At 27.8% G+C, this 16,122-nt stretch carries 17 protein-coding genes and 1 pseudogene; 9 read left to right on the top strand and 9 right to left on the bottom strand.

Annotation, left to right across the window (positions count from 1 at the left end; genetic code table 11):
• The first annotated feature begins 1 nt into the window (after window position 1).
• The gene (locus tag CAMP5082_RS01235) at window positions 2–511 is read left to right on the top strand and encodes a phage major tail tube protein (RefSeq protein WP_337205682.1); all 510 of its coding nucleotides are present in this window, start codon (window positions 2–4) and stop codon (window positions 509–511) included.
• 44 nt (window positions 512–555) lie between these two features.
• On the top strand, window positions 556–795 hold the full coding sequence (locus CAMP5082_RS01230; protein WP_337205681.1) for a phage tail assembly protein: 240 nt from the start codon (window positions 556–558) through the stop codon (window positions 793–795).
• A gap of 111 nt (window positions 796–906) precedes the next feature.
• On the opposite strand, the gene CAMP5082_RS01225 is transcribed toward CAMP5082_RS01230, so the two are convergent.
• Window positions 907–1,212: a hypothetical protein gene (locus CAMP5082_RS01225; RefSeq protein WP_043019805.1), complete on the bottom strand. Its 306-nt coding sequence runs from the start codon at window positions 1,210–1,212 to the stop codon at window positions 907–909.
• Window positions 1,213–1,253: 41 nt separating this feature from the next.
• On the opposite strand from CAMP5082_RS01225, the gene CAMP5082_RS01220 reads away from it, so the two are divergent.
• The 3 genes from CAMP5082_RS01220 to CAMP5082_RS01210 all read left to right on the top strand — a co-directional run bounded on the left by CAMP5082_RS01220 (window position 1,254) and on the right by CAMP5082_RS01210 (window position 4,862).
• Window positions 1,254–3,455, top strand: coding sequence for a phage tail tape measure protein (locus tag CAMP5082_RS01220; RefSeq protein WP_337205680.1), 2,202 nt, complete (start codon window positions 1,254–1,256; stop codon window positions 3,453–3,455).
• A 3-nt stretch (window positions 3,456–3,458) separates the two neighbouring features.
• Complete coding sequence (locus tag CAMP5082_RS01215) at window positions 3,459–3,947, top strand: phage virion morphogenesis protein (RefSeq protein WP_257905941.1); 489 nt, start codon at window positions 3,459–3,461, stop codon at window positions 3,945–3,947.
• A 102-nt stretch (window positions 3,948–4,049) separates the two neighbouring features.
• A complete protein-coding gene (locus CAMP5082_RS01210; RefSeq protein ID WP_337205679.1) occupies window positions 4,050–4,862 on the top strand; it encodes a DNA adenine methylase in 813 nt (270 codons plus the stop codon).
• Window positions 4,863–4,897: 35 nt separating this feature from the next.
• On the opposite strand, the gene CAMP5082_RS01205 is transcribed toward CAMP5082_RS01210, so the two are convergent.
• From CAMP5082_RS01205 to CAMP5082_RS01185, 5 genes are all read right to left on the bottom strand, one after another.
• Window positions 4,898–5,185 carry a hypothetical protein gene (locus tag CAMP5082_RS01205; RefSeq protein ID WP_337205678.1) on the bottom strand — a complete coding sequence of 96 codons (288 nt, stop codon included), beginning with the start codon at window positions 5,183–5,185 and terminating at the stop codon, window positions 4,898–4,900.
• Window positions 5,186–5,250: 65 nt separating this feature from the next.
• Window positions 5,251–5,445, bottom strand: coding sequence for a hypothetical protein (locus tag CAMP5082_RS01200; RefSeq protein WP_318529555.1), 195 nt, complete (start codon window positions 5,443–5,445; stop codon window positions 5,251–5,253).
• A 16-nt stretch (window positions 5,446–5,461) separates the two neighbouring features.
• The gene (locus tag CAMP5082_RS01195) at window positions 5,462–5,782 is read right to left on the bottom strand and encodes a hypothetical protein (RefSeq protein WP_263663253.1); all 321 of its coding nucleotides are present in this window, start codon (window positions 5,780–5,782) and stop codon (window positions 5,462–5,464) included.
• Between the two features lie 57 nt (window positions 5,783–5,839).
• Window positions 5,840–6,469 (bottom strand): S24 family peptidase, encoded by a 630-nt coding sequence (locus CAMP5082_RS01190; RefSeq protein ID WP_263726941.1) that lies wholly within the window; start codon window positions 6,467–6,469, stop codon window positions 5,840–5,842.
• Window positions 6,470–6,546: 77 nt separating this feature from the next.
• On the bottom strand, window positions 6,547–8,250 hold the full coding sequence (locus CAMP5082_RS01185) for a P-loop NTPase fold protein (RefSeq protein WP_337205677.1): 1,704 nt from the start codon (window positions 8,248–8,250) through the stop codon (window positions 6,547–6,549).
• Between the two features lie 450 nt (window positions 8,251–8,700).
• Between CAMP5082_RS01185 and mshL the strand changes: the two are divergent.
• The 4 genes and pseudogenes from mshL to CAMP5082_RS01165 all read left to right on the top strand — a co-directional run.
• Window positions 8,701–9,831 (top strand): annotated as a pseudogene (gene mshL, locus CAMP5082_RS01180) (pilus (MSHA type) biogenesis protein MshL); the annotation flags it as partial.
• On the top strand, window positions 9,812–10,141 hold the full coding sequence (locus tag CAMP5082_RS01175) for a hypothetical protein (RefSeq protein WP_337205676.1): 330 nt from the start codon (window positions 9,812–9,814) through the stop codon (window positions 10,139–10,141). The pseudogene mshL and the gene CAMP5082_RS01175, both read left to right, overlap by 20 nt.
• Window positions 10,134–11,648, top strand: coding sequence for a GspE/PulE family protein (locus tag CAMP5082_RS01170; RefSeq protein ID WP_337205675.1), 1,515 nt, complete (start codon window positions 10,134–10,136; stop codon window positions 11,646–11,648). The genes CAMP5082_RS01175 and CAMP5082_RS01170 overlap by 8 nt, the downstream gene beginning before the upstream one ends.
• Window positions 11,645–12,805 carry a type II secretion system F family protein gene (locus CAMP5082_RS01165; protein ID WP_263663822.1) on the top strand — a complete coding sequence of 387 codons (1,161 nt, stop codon included), beginning with the start codon at window positions 11,645–11,647 and terminating at the stop codon, window positions 12,803–12,805. The genes CAMP5082_RS01170 and CAMP5082_RS01165 overlap by 4 nt, the downstream gene beginning before the upstream one ends.
• Here CAMP5082_RS01165 and CAMP5082_RS01160 read toward each other — a convergent pair.
• Genes CAMP5082_RS01160 through flgK form a run of 3 tightly spaced genes read right to left on the bottom strand, consistent with a single transcriptional unit; the run spans window position 12,802 to window position 16,117 of the window.
• Window positions 12,802–13,554: a TSUP family transporter gene (locus CAMP5082_RS01160; protein ID WP_263702484.1), complete on the bottom strand. Its 753-nt coding sequence runs from the start codon at window positions 13,552–13,554 to the stop codon at window positions 12,802–12,804. The genes CAMP5082_RS01165 and CAMP5082_RS01160 overlap by 4 nt on opposite strands.
• Window positions 13,539–14,288 carry a TIGR02757 family protein gene (locus CAMP5082_RS01155; protein ID WP_257403646.1) on the bottom strand — a complete coding sequence of 250 codons (750 nt, stop codon included), beginning with the start codon at window positions 14,286–14,288 and terminating at the stop codon, window positions 13,539–13,541. Before CAMP5082_RS01155 ends, CAMP5082_RS01160 begins: the two co-directional genes overlap by 16 nt.
• Window positions 14,288–16,117, bottom strand: coding sequence for a flagellar hook-associated protein FlgK (gene flgK, locus CAMP5082_RS01150; RefSeq protein WP_337205674.1), 1,830 nt, complete (start codon window positions 16,115–16,117; stop codon window positions 14,288–14,290). Before flgK ends, CAMP5082_RS01155 begins: the two co-directional genes overlap by 1 nt.
• Window positions 16,118–16,122 lie beyond the last annotated feature (5 nt).

Below are 16,122 nucleotides of genomic sequence, written 5' to 3'. Positions count from 1 at the left end.
AATGAAAAGAAGAATCGGGGAAGTTATACAAGAATGTAATGTTTATATAGATGGTCAGGGTTACTTAGGAGTAGTTAGAAATCTAAAACTTCCTGATATAGAGCAAGAAGTGATAGAAACAAAAGGAGTTTTAAGTGCAAATTATGGTAGTGGCGTGTTAAAACCATTAGAAATCTCTTTTAAACTTTCTGTAGTTGATCCAGTACTTTATGCTGCATTTTTTCATACAACTTATAGCACTATTAAAGCACCCATTCTTTTTAGAGAAAGTGTGCATCAAGGAGGTGATAATCATGGAATTAGCGCTGAAATTATGGGTGAGTTTATAAGTTTAAATGAAAGTGATCATGAAAGCGGAAAAGAAGTTGAAGTTGAAGTAAAAATGGCTGTTCATTTTTATATGCAAAGAAGAAACAATATACCAATTATTACCTATGATCACAAAAATACTATTTTAATGATAAATGGCGTAGATCTTATGAGCAATGTAAGAAGTAAATTAACTATTTAATCTCTAATTAACCAGTAATCAAATAAAAAAATAAGGAGTAAAAGATGAAAGAAAAACTAATTAAACTTGAAAATGGCGAAGAGTTAAAAATGAAAGCACCTAATGTGCGTGTTTTAAAAAATGCTACCAATAAAAGTGATAAAGAAATGGATCAAACTATTTATATGATAGCTACGCTTACAAATAAACAAGAAAGCGACATAGAAGAATTAAATCTTAAAGATTTTATGGTTTTGCAAAATGCTCTTAAAGATTTTTTGCAAGAAGCAGGAGTTATAGCTTAGAAGCTGTAGCTCTTATAAGCCATAGTTTAAATTGGGGTTTAAATGAGGTGCTAGATTTAGATTTGGAAGAATTTGAAAAAGCTTTAGAAATAGCAAAAGAGTTGTTAAAAACTAAGAGTTTTTGATTGTTTTATTTTTAAAAGAACAAAATTTTAAAGCTACATATAAAACAAAGTCTAAAACTGCAATTAAACACCAAGTTGGTAAAACAATTAAAAGTGTAATAGGTGGCACAATCATCATTAAAATAGCAGTTATAATAATGCCTATAAAATAAGAAAAGATAAAAATAGCTATTGTATTAAAAAAACCATCATTTGCACTTTGATAACTTATTAAAAAAGCAGGTATAAGTGTTGTTAGTAATAAAGCAATGTGTGAAATCATATCATCGTTAATAAATTTTAAAACTTTCATAGCAAAGATTTTAAAATACAAACACTTAAAAAGGGTTGAATATGGAAAATGCTGGAAGTATTGGAATTGGTGTTGTTTTAGGTTTAGCGATTAAAAATGCAAGTGCTGTTGGTAAAATAGTTAAAGATTTTAGCAATTTAGAAAAAGTAGCAGCAAAAACCAAACTCGGCATTAGTGGCTTACAAAAACAACTAGATACCCTTAAATTAAATAGCAATCTAAGAGAAGAATTAAAAGCTCAAAGAAAAGGATTGCAAGATGAAATTTTTACCTTAGGAAATTTAATAAGCAGTGGGATTGTTGGCAAAAGTATAAAAGTTGGAATTGATTTTGAAAGCGCAATGGCTGATGTAAAAAAAGTAACAGAGCTTAGCGAGGGACATAGTTTAAAAGATTTCAAGCAAGATATTATAGATTTAAGCAAAAAACTGCCAATGAGTGCTGAAGAGATTGCAAAAATAGTAAGCGAAGGAGGAAAGTTAGGTTTAGCTAGTAAAGAAGCTCTTGAGTTTGGAAAAACAGCTACTGCAATGGGAGTTGCTTTCGAGATGGGGGCAGATGAGGCTGGTGAGGCCATAGGTGGTCTTATGGCAAATTTGCAAACTGATGTAAAAGGTATAAAAGATTTAGGTGATAGTATTAATTATTTAGCAGATAAAGGTTCTAGTGATGCTAAGAATATAGTAGATATTATAAGTAGAATTGGTGGAATGGGCAATCTTGTAGGACTTCAAAGAGAAAATATGGCTGCACTTGCGGCCACCCTTGATGAAGTGAAAATTCCTGCTGAAGTTGCAGGAACAGCAATTTCAAGTATGCTTACTAAACTTTCTACAGCAGATGCATTAGGAGAAAAAGCAGAAGAAGCTTTTATGCAATTAGGGCTTAGTGGTGAATTTATGAAAAAAGCTTTAAATGAAAACTCTCAAGAAGCTATCAATCTTTTACTTTCGCGCATAAAAACACTCAACAAAGAATCCCAAATAGGAGTAATAACTAATATTTTTGGCAATGATAGTGGTACAATCAGAGCTATGACTACTTTAGTAAATGGTTATGATCGCTATCAAGAACTTTTAAAAATGGCAAATTCTGAAGAGAAAAAAGGGTCTATGGATAAAGAATTAATTAACAAGTGTGATACAACAGCTGCTGCTTTAAAAATACTTGGCAATAACATTACTGCTATTGCAATTAAATTTTCAGATGCTTTGCTCCCTGTAGTTAAATCAGTAGCTTTAGGCTTTAGCTTTGTTACTAATATCATAGATATCTTACTTTCAAATTTCCCAGTACTTAGTACAATTATAGCTACAGCTACCGTTACTTTTTTACTTGCAAAACCAGCAATATTAGCATATGCATTTGCTAAAAACTATGTTAAAGATTCCACTCTTTTATTTAAGAATGTCTTAATAGCAGCAAGAATTCATCTTTTAGCTTTTGCCAATTCTTGTAATATTTCAAAAATATCACTTATCGGTAAAGCTCTTGCATTAAAACTAGTAAGAATTAGATTAATGGCTAGTGTGATTGCAGCGATTATTTATAAAAAAGCTGTTATAGGATTAAATCTTGTACTAGCAAATCTTTCTAAAGCTTTTATATATGTAGCAAGATGTATTAAAATTTTAACCATAACAATGCTTACTAGTCCACTTGGTATTGCATTAGCTGCAATTGGCATTGCTGCAGGAGTTATTATAGCTAACTGGGACAAAGTTAAGATTTGGTTTGCCTCTTTTATAGAATGGTTAAAGCCAATATTTAATCCAATAGTAAATATTTTTAATTCTATTTGGCAGGGAATAAGCGACTTCTTTTATGCTATTTTTGGTGGCATGTTTGAGTGGTTTGGAGATAAACTTTCTTGGATTAGTGAAGCAATAGCTTCTGTAGGAAATTTCATAAATGATGTTTTAGGATTTTTTGGTTTAAATGATGATGAAGTTAAAGTAAGTACCAATAAACAAAGTGAAGAAAAGATTATTAATACTTATAGGGATGAATTACCACAAACAAATGAAATTTTAGAAACAAAAAGTATCAAACAAATGCCAATTAATTCTACTCCAAGCTTTAACAATGGCAGTATCAATGTAACGGTCAATGGTACTTTTAATATAGCCACAAAAGATGGTAATTTTAATATGAAAGAGTTTGCTACTGCTATACAAAAAAACATATTTGATGCTTTAAGAAAACAAGAGCAAAATAAAATCAATACTACAATTTATGGGTAATTTATGAGCGATTATATAGAGATTAAAGGACTTGAAAACTTTTTCAAAGCTTGTGATAAATTAATAGATATGGATAAACATGGGCAAAGCATTTTAGCAGGTGCTGGAGAAAGTATGAGAAATGCTATCATAGATTCTTTTAAAAACGAGCGTAGTATTTTTGGGCAAAAATGGCAAGGTTTAAAACCAGCAACAATAAAACAAAAAATTAAAGAAGGAAAAAACAATGGTATTTTAAAAAGAGATGGTGAGTTAAGCAAAGAAACGAATTGGCAAAGTAAAGTTAGTAAAAATAGTGTAGAAGTTTTTAATAATATACAAAACAAGAAAGGTTTTAAATATGGACTTACTCATCAATATGGTAGCAAGAAGAAAAATATACCAGCAAGAGCTTTTTTACCAATAGATAATAACAATGTTTTACATAAAAGCGTAAGAGAAACAATTTATGAAGATACTAAAGATTTTATTAAAAAAATTAGCAAAAACTAAAATAGGAAAGCCATAAGCTCTCCTTTCTAAAAACTAGCAAAAGCATTATAACCTTCTTTTTAGAAGCTAGCTAATTAAATTTTATTTTAAAAGGAATTTGTCATGAACACTATAAACAAATTTCTAAAAACTAGCACACAAACTAAACCTACACAAACTAAATTAAAAGCTGCCTTTGCTTGGGTGGGTGGTAAAAACTATTTAGCTAAAGAAATCATTGCTTTAATGCCAGAGCATAAAACTTATATAGAAGTTTTTGGTGGAGCTTTGAGTGTTTTTTATCAAAAAAGTCCTTCAAAAATAGAAGTTATTAATGATATAAATAACGAACTTATCAATTTACACCTTTGCATAAGAAACAAACCGCAAAGTTTAAATAATGTATTAAATTCTTTATTTGTAAGTAGAAAGATATTTGCGATGATAAAAAATAAAGAATTAAAGCCAAGGAATGATATAGAAAGAGCTGCTTTTTATTTTTATCTTATTAGCACTTCTTTTGGATCAAGCATGGGTCAATTTGCTATGAGCAAACAAAGAGCGCCAAAAAGATTGCTTAGAGATTTTAGCTTACATACACAAAGGCTTAAACATGCTAGTATTGAGAATAAAAGCTTTGAATATATTTTAAAAGAATATGATTATAATGAAGCTTTGTTCTATTTAGATCCGCCTTATGTGGGGACTGAAAATTATTATAAAAACACTAATGGTTTTGGAATAAAAGAGCATAAACTATTAAATGAGTTATTAAAAAACATCAAGGGTAAATTTATGCTTTCTTATAATGATTGTGAGCTTGTAAGAGAACTTTATAAAGATTTTAATTTTAAGGAGTTAAAAGTAAGATATTCTTTAAATAATAATGTTTTAAAAAGAAAAGAGAGCAAGGAGGTTTTAATAATGAACTTTTAAAAAAAGTTAAAAGAATATTTTTTTAATATTCTCTTTTATTTAAACAAAGAAGCTAAAAAATCTAAAGCTTCTTTTCTAAAATTTTCTTTGCATTCTTCTAGATAATCTTTTTCTAAAATAGCTCCGTATTTTAATAAGAGTAAAATAGCTCCAAAATTATTATGATTAATAGCATAAAACATAGGTTGTTCGCCCATACATTCTTTAGTAGCACTCATGCCATTTTTAAGATATTCAAAAACAAGTTCATTGTTTTGATTGCAAATTGCATTTACAAATCTTTTGCCAATACCTTGTCTTATATCTAATATTGCTCTATTCATCTTATCTCCCTTTGTTTTGATAAGACAACATTAGCTTGGCTTAGCTGAATGTGTGCTGTTATAAATTATATTGTTTTAACCCAGCTTGATACGACATTTAATAAGTGATTATAGTCTTTACTTGTAGCTTCTTTAAAAAACTCATCTCTAATATCTTTGTGTATTTTAGCTTTTTTTAAAGCACTATCAACTCTAGCTAAAATTGAAAAAGCATTACCATCTTCTCCGATTAATTTAACTTTTATATTTGGATATTTTATACTCATTTTTAACCCCTTAAAATTCACAAAAAGTGCTTTTTAATTCATATCTTTGTTTTTTGCTATTGTATTGAACTACAAATTTCCTACCTATAATATATCTTTCAAATAAAGGCACTTGTATAATGGTTTTATCTTCATTTATTTCAAGTATTTTTGCAATAGAATAAGAGTTTATACCCATATTATAAATAGTCATAAGCTCTAAGATATTATCTCTTGCTAGATAATCTTTTTCTTTTAAAAGTCTTTTATACAAAAATTTAAATTCATCTTCTAAATCCTGCATAATTTTTTCTTTTAATTCTTCATCAGTATAGTTTTTAATCTCTTTCATTTTTTCTCCTTTTGTTGATTAAATGCACAATAGCTTGGCTTAGCTTATTGTGTGCTGTTAGATCTTAGAAAGCTCTCCAACTACAACACCAACTAATAAAAAATCTCCATTTTTATAAAATATGTCTTTATATAAAGGGTTTAAAGAGTGTAAAATTACTCCATTATCTTGTTTTAAAACTTGTTTGATAAAAAGTCCATCTTTAGTATTGACCACACAAATGCTTTTGTTTTTAAAAGTTTTATTTCTATCTATTACGCAAATACTTCTATCTTTGATAATTGGCTCCATACTCTCACCATAGCAAGTAATAAACTCACAATCTTTTGTTTTAAAAAAATCTAATATCTTTTGATCTATTAATATGTTTTCAAAGTCTAAAATATCATTAATACCACCTCCACCTAAGCTAGCATTGGTTTTATATAGTTTTAAAATTTTATATTTGTATTCACATTCTAATTGATCTTTTGGAGAGCTTCCATAAAAGAAGTAATTAATACTGATATTTCTTTTTTCTAAGAAGTTTAAAATATGCGCATAAGGAATGGAGTTTCTAAATTTCATAGAATTAAAAGTGTCTGGATGGATACCTAATTCTTTGGCTATATCTTTTGTTTTTAATTCGCATTTACCTTCACTTGCAAGTATGTCTTTTAACTTCTCAATTACTTCTTGCATTTGCATGATCAATCCTTTTATTTTAATTTAAAAGAATTTAACAAAAAATTGCAAAAAGCAATGAAAAGATTTTATTTTGAAAGCTAGTGATTATTTTCTATTAGTAACTTTCTTAATACACTATTTTGTGAATTTATATATTCTAAAACAATACTTTTTTTTATTTTATTTTCATCTAAATCTAAAAAATCTAAATAAGCTTGAAATAAATTATTATTTAAATCATCATCAAATTTATGACTTGCAACCATATTCATAGAAAAATAATTAAAAAATTTCCTACAAAAATTGTTATTATTTTTAAATATCTGTACTAATTCTTCTTTTTTAAAAAAATTATATTGCTTGATCGCTTCGGGATAAAAACTACTTTCTATATTCTCATAGCTATTAATAAAAGCATTAATACTTTCATACTTGCTTGTTTTATATTTTTCTTTGGTATCTTCATAACAACGCTTCCATTTTTCATCTTTTAATAATTTTAAAAAATCTTTATCTGATTTATAATCATCGCGAAAATCAAATTCTAATTCTTCCATAACAAGAGCTTCTATATAGTGCTGATTGATTTTTTCTTCTATGTTGCTTAATTTTTTATTTGTAATTTGTGTGTAGGTTGAAAGTAAAATTTGATAAAAACCATAAGGATAGTGTGTCATTCCATTTTTTGAATAAAAGTCTATTTTTAGGAGTGAATTCTCAATATCTTTTACAAATTGTTCATCACTTAAATTACCTACTAAATATTCTATCTTGCAGTTTTGAAGTTTATAATAAAGATCAATTTTTAAAGTTTGATAAAAATCGCGTCTTAGTTGATATTTTTCTTCTTTACTTAAATAAAACATATTTTTTAGGTATTTTTCATAAAGATGATAATCTGAAGATAAGTCATTTTTTTCTATTTTAATAGAAAGATATTTTTTAGTTTTAGATATTAATGATTTATAACTTAATTTTAGAGCATCTGAAAATGTTTTTTTATTGTCATACTTGCAAAACAATAAAAAACAATGCTTGTTAAAATAATCTATATGCTCTAACACATGATATAACAATCTTAGATTTCCATTGCATTGTTCTTTATATCTTTCGAAAATAATATTTTCAATAATATTTCTTATCTCATCTGTAATTTTAGTATATTTATTTACTTTATCTTTTATAATTGCTTTTGCTACTTCATCATTGTTTTTTATGGTTATTTCACAATCAATAACCTTTTCTTTGTATATTCGATACCAGTTTTTACTATTGTATTGTTTAGTCTGTTTTTCTTTATTGTTTTTAGCCAGATTGTTATCTTGTTCTTTTAATTCTTCCTCATGAAAAATCACAACAACATTACATTCTTTTTCTTCTTTAAGTAAATTTACAAGTCCTAAAATTTCTTTCAAAGAAAGATTATCAGATCTTCTTTCTATATTATCGAAACATACAATAATATTATCAAAGTCTTCCTTTTTTAAAAAGGAAAAAATAGCATCACTATCTATATCTATTAAGCCGCCACTTATACTTTTAACCAAACCTTCTAAACCTTTAAAAGTTGTTTTGGTAATTTTATTATAATCTCCATGTAGGCTTACAACTATTTCTTCTAATATTTGCTTATAACTTTCTTTGCCAAAAAGATCTATATAAACAACTTTTTTATCTTTAGAAAGTTTCTTTTCAACTTGTTTCCATAAATAAGTTTTACCTATGCCCCAAGATCCATTTATAGCTAAACATTTTTTAGAGTTGCTATCTAAAAAATTTGCAATATTATCAATCTTATTCATTATATATTCCTATAAAATATTATTTATATAATTTTACAAAAATATTTAAGTTTTATATGTAACTATCCTCCAAACCTTAAAGTTATAGATAGTTACATATTATTCTTGTGTAAAAAGTGGTTAAACTATAATTATATAGCGTTTCATAAAGATAGTTACATTAAAAATAAAACATAAGTTTATTTTAAGTAAAAATGTAACTATCTTTAGAAAGTAAAACATTTTTAGGATTTAAAATTTAAAACTAAACTTCGCCTTTATCTGCCTTTTAAACAGCATTTAATCGCTTTCTTGGGATAAAACGGATATTTTGGGATATTTGGGATATTTTATGCTTTGAATTGAGAAAGATAAAAATGTATTTCTATGAGCTTTAAAAGCCTATTATTTAGCATTTTTGCTAAAATTATTTAGAGATAGTTACATATTCTTTTTAAAATACCCCTTACAAATAATCTTGCTTATGAGTATGAAAAAAATATTTTAAAAATTTATGGAAGACAAGTTAAAACTTTTAAAGTGCATTATATAAGCTCTATTAGAGAAGGGCAAAGTATTACCAAAGCTTCAGTGGATTCAAGACCTAAACAGGGCGATTATGATAGTGCTAAAGAAGCAGATAATTTGGTCATTAGCACGGATAAATTTGATTTTTGGGAAAAAATTTCAGAAGAAATACAAGCTTTATTAGATGAAAATACAACTAAGCCTATTATTAATACTAATGCAGGGATTATCACTTTAAATGCTACTTTGTATGAGCTTACAAGGGTTGAAAAATATTTAAAAGATTTAAATAAAAGACTTAAAAAACAAGTTTTAATTGATGTAAGTATAGTTGCAGTACATTTAAATAAAAGTCATTCAAGTGGAATTAATTGGCAAGAGCTTGCTTTTAAACTTAATGGAGATGATAATGATTTTATAATCAATAAAGGCGGTGTTAAAAATATTAATCTTAAAGCTAATGTTGAAACTAAGGCTATTTTAAATTTATTACAAGAAAATGGCAAAACTACTGTACTTTCTAACCCAAAACTTATGGCACTTAATAATCAGCAAGCTATTATTTCCATAGGTGATACGATTAATTATCAAGTAAAAGAAAGCTCTAAGGGTACTGAAAATGGTACAACTATTAGTGAAACTTATAATAATTATTCTATTTTTGTAGGAATTTTACTAAATATTTTGCCAGAAATTTCGGATGATCATAAAATCATGCTTAGGATTAATCCTAGTTTGAGTGATTTTAAATATAGTGTTGATAATCATAGACAAAATAAACCAAGAAATATAGCACCAGATACTATACAAAAAAAGCTTTCTACTGTAGTTGAAGTTGACGATGGACAAACTTTAATTTTGGGTGGATTGATTAGTAAAAATACGATTAGTAACCATAATGAAATAAGTGCTTTATCTAAAATACCACTTTTTGGTGCTTTATTTCAAGGAAAGCAAAATTTAGAAGATATTAGTGAAATAGTTTTTATCATCAAGCCAAGTTTAATAAGAGCTGATAAAAAAGTATTAAGTTTGAAAGAATTAGGTTTTGAACATGAAGATGATATGTTTTAATTTTTTAATTTGTTTGTCTTTTTTAAATGCAATGAATATTCAAAATGAAAGTTTTGAGCAAAATACATTCTATGAAAAATTTATTAATCACCCAAGTTATGAAAATGCTTTAAATTTGGCTAAATATTTTTATCAAATAAAAGATTATCAAAAAGCTATCTTTTGGGCTATTGAGGCAAATGAATTTGAGTTGTTGGAAAAAGAAGCATGGCTAGTTTTTATCAATGCTAAATTAAAACTTGGAAAGCATGAAGATGCTTTAAGAGCTAAAGAAGAGTATGAAAAACTTTTAGGAAATTATTTTGAATGACGCAAAAACAATAAAAGCTTTAAATGAACTTTCTTTGCAAGAATTGGCTTTAGAGTATAAATTGGAAATTTTAGACTTAAATCAAACTCTTAAAATAGAAAAATATCTCCATGTTCTGCCTTTTTCTTTAATAGAACAATATAATATTTTTTGTTTTTATGAAGATGGTGAAAATATTCATATAGCTTCTTTAAAACCTTTAGATGAGAGTATTTTAGAAAAAATACAAAATTTATACCGCTTAAAGGTTATTAAAATTTTTCTTTGTGATTTTACACAATTTAAATTCTTACTAGAAAGGATTAAATTTTTAATTTGCTTTCAAAACTATCTTGATAAATTAGAGCTTAATTTAAAAAGTGATGAAAATAAAGATGAGTTTTTATTAGAGCAGTTTTTGAATTTAATTTTAACTTATGCTTGTTTTTTAAGAGCAAGTGATATTCACTTAGAGCCTTTGGAAAATGAAGTTTTGATAAGATTTAGAATAGATGGAGAATTAAAATATATCCATAGTCTTGATGTGGATTCTTATCAGGCTTTATTAATGCATATAAAAATCATTGCCTTGCTTAATGTAGCCGAACAAAGACAAGCTCAAGATGGGAGTTTTTCTAAGATAGTCTTAGAGCAAAAGTATGACTTTAGAATTTCAATTATGCCTTTGTTATTTGGGCAAAGTGTGGTGGTTAGGATTTTAAAACAAGATGAGCATGTTTTAAAACTTGATAGACTTTTTATTAAAGAAGAAAATTTAATCTATTTGAAAAAATACATGAATGCACCTTATGGTTTGATTTTATTTTGCGGGCCAACGGGGGGTGGTAAAAGCACTTTTATGCATGCTATTTTAAACGAGCTTGATCAAAATAAAAAAATCATTACTCTAGAAGATCCTATAGAATATAAACTTAAACATGCTCAGCAAATTTTGTTAAATTCTAAAACTGGTTTTGATTTTCACAAAGCTTTAAGAGCGGTTTTAAGGCAAGATCCTGATGTGATTATGGTGGGTGAAATCAGAGATGAGGAGAGTTTGGATATAGTTTTAAAAGCTTCTTTAAGTGGACATTTAGTTTTAAGCACCTTGCATACTAATGGTGCTATAGAAGCTATTTTTAGAATGAAACACATGGGTGCAAAAGAGTATTTAATAGCTTATGCGCTTAATTTGATCATAGCCCAACGTTTGGTAAGAAAATTATGTAAATGTAAAGAACTTAGCGATGAAAAATTTCATTTTCAAAATCAAGTTTTTGAAGGAAAATTTTATAAAGCAAAGGGTTGTGCTAAGTGTATGTATAGTGGATATAAAGGGCGCTTAATGGTGGCTGAGTTTTTGTTTTTAGACCATAATTTAAAAAGTATGATAGAAAATAATGCAAATTATGAAAATATTTTAACATATGCTTTAAAAAAAGGCTTTTTAACTTTAGGTATGGATGCTTTGGAAAAAGTTAAGCTTGGTTTAACAAGTGTAGATGAGCTAAGAAAGATTGGTTTTTGAAAAAATTTATTATTTTTTATGCTTTAAACAAAGAGCAAAAGCAAAGTATAATTAAAGCCAAAAATCTATATGAAGCCAGAAATCTTGCACAAAAATCATTTGAAAATATAATTAGTGTTGAAGAATACTTTGGGACAACAAAACATAAAATTAAAGAAGAAGAGCTTATTTTTATCCTTAAAGATTTAAGTATGATTTTAAAAGCAGGATTAAGCTTACAAGAAGCTATTTTAGAATTTGCAAGATCAAATCATGATGTGCATATAGCTACAATATTTAGTATGATTTATAATAAACTCAAAAATGGAAGCTCTTATAATGAAGCTTTTAGAGGTGTTTTAAATTCTAGAGAATGTGCTGTTTTAAAAATTTGTGACGGTAAGGAGGATTTATATAAGGCTTTTGAGATTATCATTAATCTAAAAGAGAAAAACCTTCATAGTTTTAAGCAGTTTAAAAAGTCTATAACTTATCCACTTTTTGTTTTTACATGTATTATTTTAGCTTTTTTTGTACTGATGATTTTGGTTTTGCCTGAATTTAAAACTTTATTTTTGCAACTTGAACTAGATTTGCCAAAAATCACTCAAATTCTTTTTGTTTTAGGAGATTTTTTTAAACATTTTTATGTATTTATTTTATTAGGTATGGGATTTTTTATAATGCTTGCTTACTCTTTTAGAAAGTCTTTGTTTTTTCATAAAATTCTTTTTTATTCTCCCATTTTTGGAAAGATAATATTTTATCAAGATAAATTTTGTTTTTTCTTGATTTTTTCTTATTTATTGAAAGCAGGGGTGGATATAAAAAGAGCTTTTGAGCTTGCTTGTGAAGGTATAGAAAATCAATTTTTTAAAAACAAAATGTTTATTATAAAGACTTCATTTGAATCAGGACTTGATTTAGATCAAGCTTTTTTCAAAATAAAGCTTTTTGAATCTTTTGCGATAAGAATGTTAAATTTAGCTTTAAAAAGTTCTAAACTAGATGAGAGTACTTATGAGCTTGCTTTATTTTATGAACATAAAAAAGAAAATTACACTCAAAGACTTTTAAGTGTTTTAGAGCCTTTGATGACAATTTTTATGGCGAGTTTGATTTTAGTTTTAGCCTTGGGTGTATTTTTACCTATGTGGCAAATTAGTCAAGGAATTTAAACAAGATAATCATAAGCAACCTTAGCTATAGTTAAAGCAACCATAGTTAAAAAGAGTTTTTTGATAAAAGTTCCTTGTGTTTTTAAGACTAGTTTTGAGCCTACAAAGGCACCTAAGACTTGGCCTATACCCATTAAAATACCAACTTTCCAAAGTACTTCATAAGAGTATAAAAACACCCCTAAAGCCACTACATTGCTAGTGAAATTTAAGATTTTAGTATTAATGCTTGCATTTTTCATACTAAAACCAAGAAATATTACACAAGCAAAAATCCAAAAAGACCCAGTTCCAGGCCCTAAAAAGCCATCATAAAAGCCAAGCAATAAACCAAAAGTGACTTGAAAGCTTGTGGCGCTCATTTTTGCTTCATTATGAACATTTCCTAAATTAGGTTTAAAAATAGTATAAAGAAAAACTAAAGCTAGGCATATTAGCACAATGATTTTAACAGCGTTTTGATCTATTAGTAAAACTGCATAAGTACCAATAACAGCTCCAATTGCGGTAAATAAAATACCTAAGGCAATTTTTTCTATATTCATATGTTTTCTATAAGATAAAACCGCAGTAAGTGAGCCAAAAGTGCTTTGAAGTTTATTGGTAGCTAGGGCTAAATGAGGAGGGATCCCGCAAGCAAATAAAGCAGGTATAGTAATAAGTCCACCACCACCTACAATCGCATCAACACAGCCTGCAAAAGCAGCAACAAAAAATAAAATCACATAATAAGTTAATTCAAGCTCCATAAGCTTTCCTTGTTTTGTCCGATTCTATATAGAGCAAAATCATATTTTATAGGATCTTGTGGATCAAATTTTTTAAGACTTTGAGTAAGCTCTAAAACACTTTTAAAATCATAAATCTTACGCTTTAAAAGCTTAAGTTTTAATGAAACTTTATGAGTATGGGTGTCTAAGGGTATAAGTAAATCTTTTTTATCGATATTTTTAAACAAACCCAAATCAAGCTCATCTTTTCTTACCATCCACCTAAGATACATATTGTATCTTTTTAAAGGACCTTTTGGAGTTTTAAATTCTTTTGAAAAGAAAAACTCATAACCATAGCTTTTATAAGGATTAAGTTTATAAATTGTTTCTATAAAAGCTTTTATTGCATGTGTGATGTTTTGCTCTTTTTGATAAGTTTTAGTGAAAATATTTTCTATACTATCTTCATTTTTTAAGCGTTTAAGTGTGATAAAAATTTGAGCTATATCTTGAGAGTTTTGAAAGCGGTATTTTAGATCTTTGCATTCTTTTTTAATAATCTCATCATTTCTTTCAAGCAAGGAAAAATCAAGTTTTTTTAAAAAATTTACAATATTTTTAGCATTTCCATAAGCAAATAAAGCGCAAAGCAAAGCTATGGTTTCATCTTTATAAACACTTGCAATTTGCAAAGGATCAGGATGAGAGAAAAGCTCTTTTTGAGTATTTTTACTTAAAATAGCCTCATCTAAAAGAGCTTTAATTTGCATTAAGATTTTAAACCAAGTAAGGTTTCAAGCATTTGATCAACAGTAGTTACGATTTTAGCTGCAGCGCCATAACTTGCTTGATATTGTATAAGCGCTGCTAATTCTTCGTTAGTATTTACGCCACTTTTTGATTGATATTCTGCATAGGCTGTATTAAATACTGTCATATTAGTTGCATGCGCAAAACCATTGCTTTCAGCATCTGAAGCAATTTGACCTGTAAATTTTCTATAATATCCATCTAAAGACATAGTATCAACTGTACCATCTTTATTATAAAAATTTACTTTTTGATTTTGAAGTTGCAACATAGCATTGGCTACATCATTGTTTCCATCAACTCCATTTGAGCTTGCTTTTAAGCTATTTGGATCATTTCTAATGCTTGAATTTACATTGATATTGCTTGCATCTTGACCATTAAAAAACGAAGATACATTTAAAGCACCTGGGAAATTTGTACCATTGTCTTTAAAAGCTATTTTATAACCCTTTTTTAAGCCATTGATTTGGAAATTTCCGCTATCACTTTGTCCATCATAATGATAAAAGGCTTGAAAATAATCATTTAAATCATTACCAGGTTTTCCATCATGGTTGTCATCTATATCCGCATTGATTTGCTTAACAACATCTTCTATGGTGGTATTAACATCAATTTTTATAGTTCTAGTAGCTACTGCATTGCCTTCTTCATCATAAATTGTGATGTCAAAGCTTCCTGCTTGGATATTTTTATCATAACTCATTAAAGAAGTATCAGGTTTTAAGCCTTTTAAATCATCCGAATTTACTTTATCAGTTGCCGCTTGAGCATAGACATTATTAGTTTGAGTTATAAGTGTTTTTGTAAAGGTATTGAGCATATCTTTATACTCTTGCAATTTTCCATCGCTGTAAGTATCGTGATTGCCATCATAGTTTCTACCTCTAAGGTCAAGCTGAGCTCCAAGTTGTCCACCTGAAATTTTACTAGTTAAATCATAGCGGTTTTCATCATTTACTTCATAATAAATTTGATAAAATCCATTAGGATTATTATCATCTAATTTTAAAGGATGAAAGCTAGAGCCATTGACTATGCTAAAACCTTGAATACTTAAATCATAATATCTTCCAGAATCAGTCATAGTAGATTCTAGGGTGCTATCTTGAGAGCTTTTCCCTTTCCAAGCTACTGCATCAACTAATTTTGAAAGTCTAAGTTCAAGTTCATCTCTTCTATCTCTTAATTGATTAGCATTATCAGTAGGTAAAACTTCTTCGTTTTCAAGTTGTTTGTTGATATTTGCAATTTCTTGACCAATATTATTGATCTCATCTACAGTTTGTCTGATTTGCTCGTTGACAGTTTGTTGCATTTTGCTAAGATCTTGTAGGGTTTTTTGTATGTTTTGAGTTAATGTATTTGCACTATTAACAAGATCTATTTTACTTGCTCCATCACTTGGATTAGAAGCAAAATTATTCCATGCATCATAATAATTTTTATAATCTTGTAAAATACCAGTTCCTTGCATATCAGGAAATCTTTGGCTTGCTTCTTGTAAAATTTGTCCTAAATAATTTGTATAATTTTGTTGAGTAGTGGCATTTTTTAACTCATAATAAGAGTGCTCATCGTGCAATCGTTTTATGGTGTCAATTTGTGTACCTGTTCCTAAGTGTAAACCACCTCTATCAAGAGACATACCCGAGCTTTGTACAGCTCTTTGTCTAGTGTAAAATACCGCGTCTGCATTGGCAATATTATTGCCTGTTGTGTTAATTTGAAGCTCAGCAGCTCTTATGCCACTAACTCCGGTATATAAGCTATCAAAAATTCCCATGACTT

This window comes from Campylobacter sp. LMG 17559 (genome assembly GCF_024723605.1).
In the GTDB taxonomy this organism is placed as follows: Bacteria; Campylobacterota; Campylobacteria; order Campylobacterales; family Campylobacteraceae; genus Campylobacter_D.
The sequence above is the reverse complement of the archived record's forward strand: the minus strand, read 5'-3'. Positions and strand labels throughout refer to the sequence as shown.

Excerpts from the sequence above, each read along its gene's own strand:
- CAMP5082_RS01235 (WP_337205682.1), top strand. The coding sequence starts at position 2 with ATGAAAAGAAGAATCGGGGAAGTTATACAAGAATGTAATGTTTATATA.
- CAMP5082_RS01230 (WP_337205681.1), top strand. The coding sequence starts at position 556 with ATGAAAGAAAAACTAATTAAACTTGAAAATGGCGAAGAGTTAAAAATG.
- CAMP5082_RS01225 (WP_043019805.1), bottom strand. The coding sequence starts at position 1,212 with ATGAAAGTTTTAAAATTTATTAACGATGATATGATTTCACACATTGCT.
- CAMP5082_RS01220 (WP_337205680.1), top strand. The coding sequence starts at position 1,254 with ATGGAAAATGCTGGAAGTATTGGAATTGGTGTTGTTTTAGGTTTAGCG.
- CAMP5082_RS01215 (WP_257905941.1), top strand. The coding sequence starts at position 3,459 with ATGAGCGATTATATAGAGATTAAAGGACTTGAAAACTTTTTCAAAGCT.
- CAMP5082_RS01210 (WP_337205679.1), top strand. The coding sequence starts at position 4,050 with ATGAACACTATAAACAAATTTCTAAAAACTAGCACACAAACTAAACCT.
- CAMP5082_RS01205 (WP_337205678.1), bottom strand. The coding sequence starts at position 5,185 with ATGAATAGAGCAATATTAGATATAAGACAAGGTATTGGCAAAAGATTT.
- CAMP5082_RS01195 (WP_263663253.1), bottom strand. The coding sequence starts at position 5,782 with ATGAAAGAGATTAAAAACTATACTGATGAAGAATTAAAAGAAAAAATT.
- CAMP5082_RS01190 (WP_263726941.1), bottom strand. The coding sequence starts at position 6,469 with ATGCAAATGCAAGAAGTAATTGAGAAGTTAAAAGACATACTTGCAAGT.
- CAMP5082_RS01185 (WP_337205677.1), bottom strand. The coding sequence starts at position 8,250 with ATGAATAAGATTGATAATATTGCAAATTTTTTAGATAGCAACTCTAAA.
- CAMP5082_RS01175 (WP_337205676.1), top strand. The coding sequence starts at position 9,812 with ATGAAGATGATATGTTTTAATTTTTTAATTTGTTTGTCTTTTTTAAAT.
- CAMP5082_RS01160 (WP_263702484.1), bottom strand. The coding sequence starts at position 13,554 with ATGGAGCTTGAATTAACTTATTATGTGATTTTATTTTTTGTTGCTGCT.
- CAMP5082_RS01155 (WP_257403646.1), bottom strand. The coding sequence starts at position 14,288 with ATGCAAATTAAAGCTCTTTTAGATGAGGCTATTTTAAGTAAAAATACT.
- flgK (WP_337205674.1), bottom strand. The coding sequence starts at position 16,117 with ATGGGAATTTTTGATAGCTTATATACCGGAGTTAGTGGCATAAGAGCT.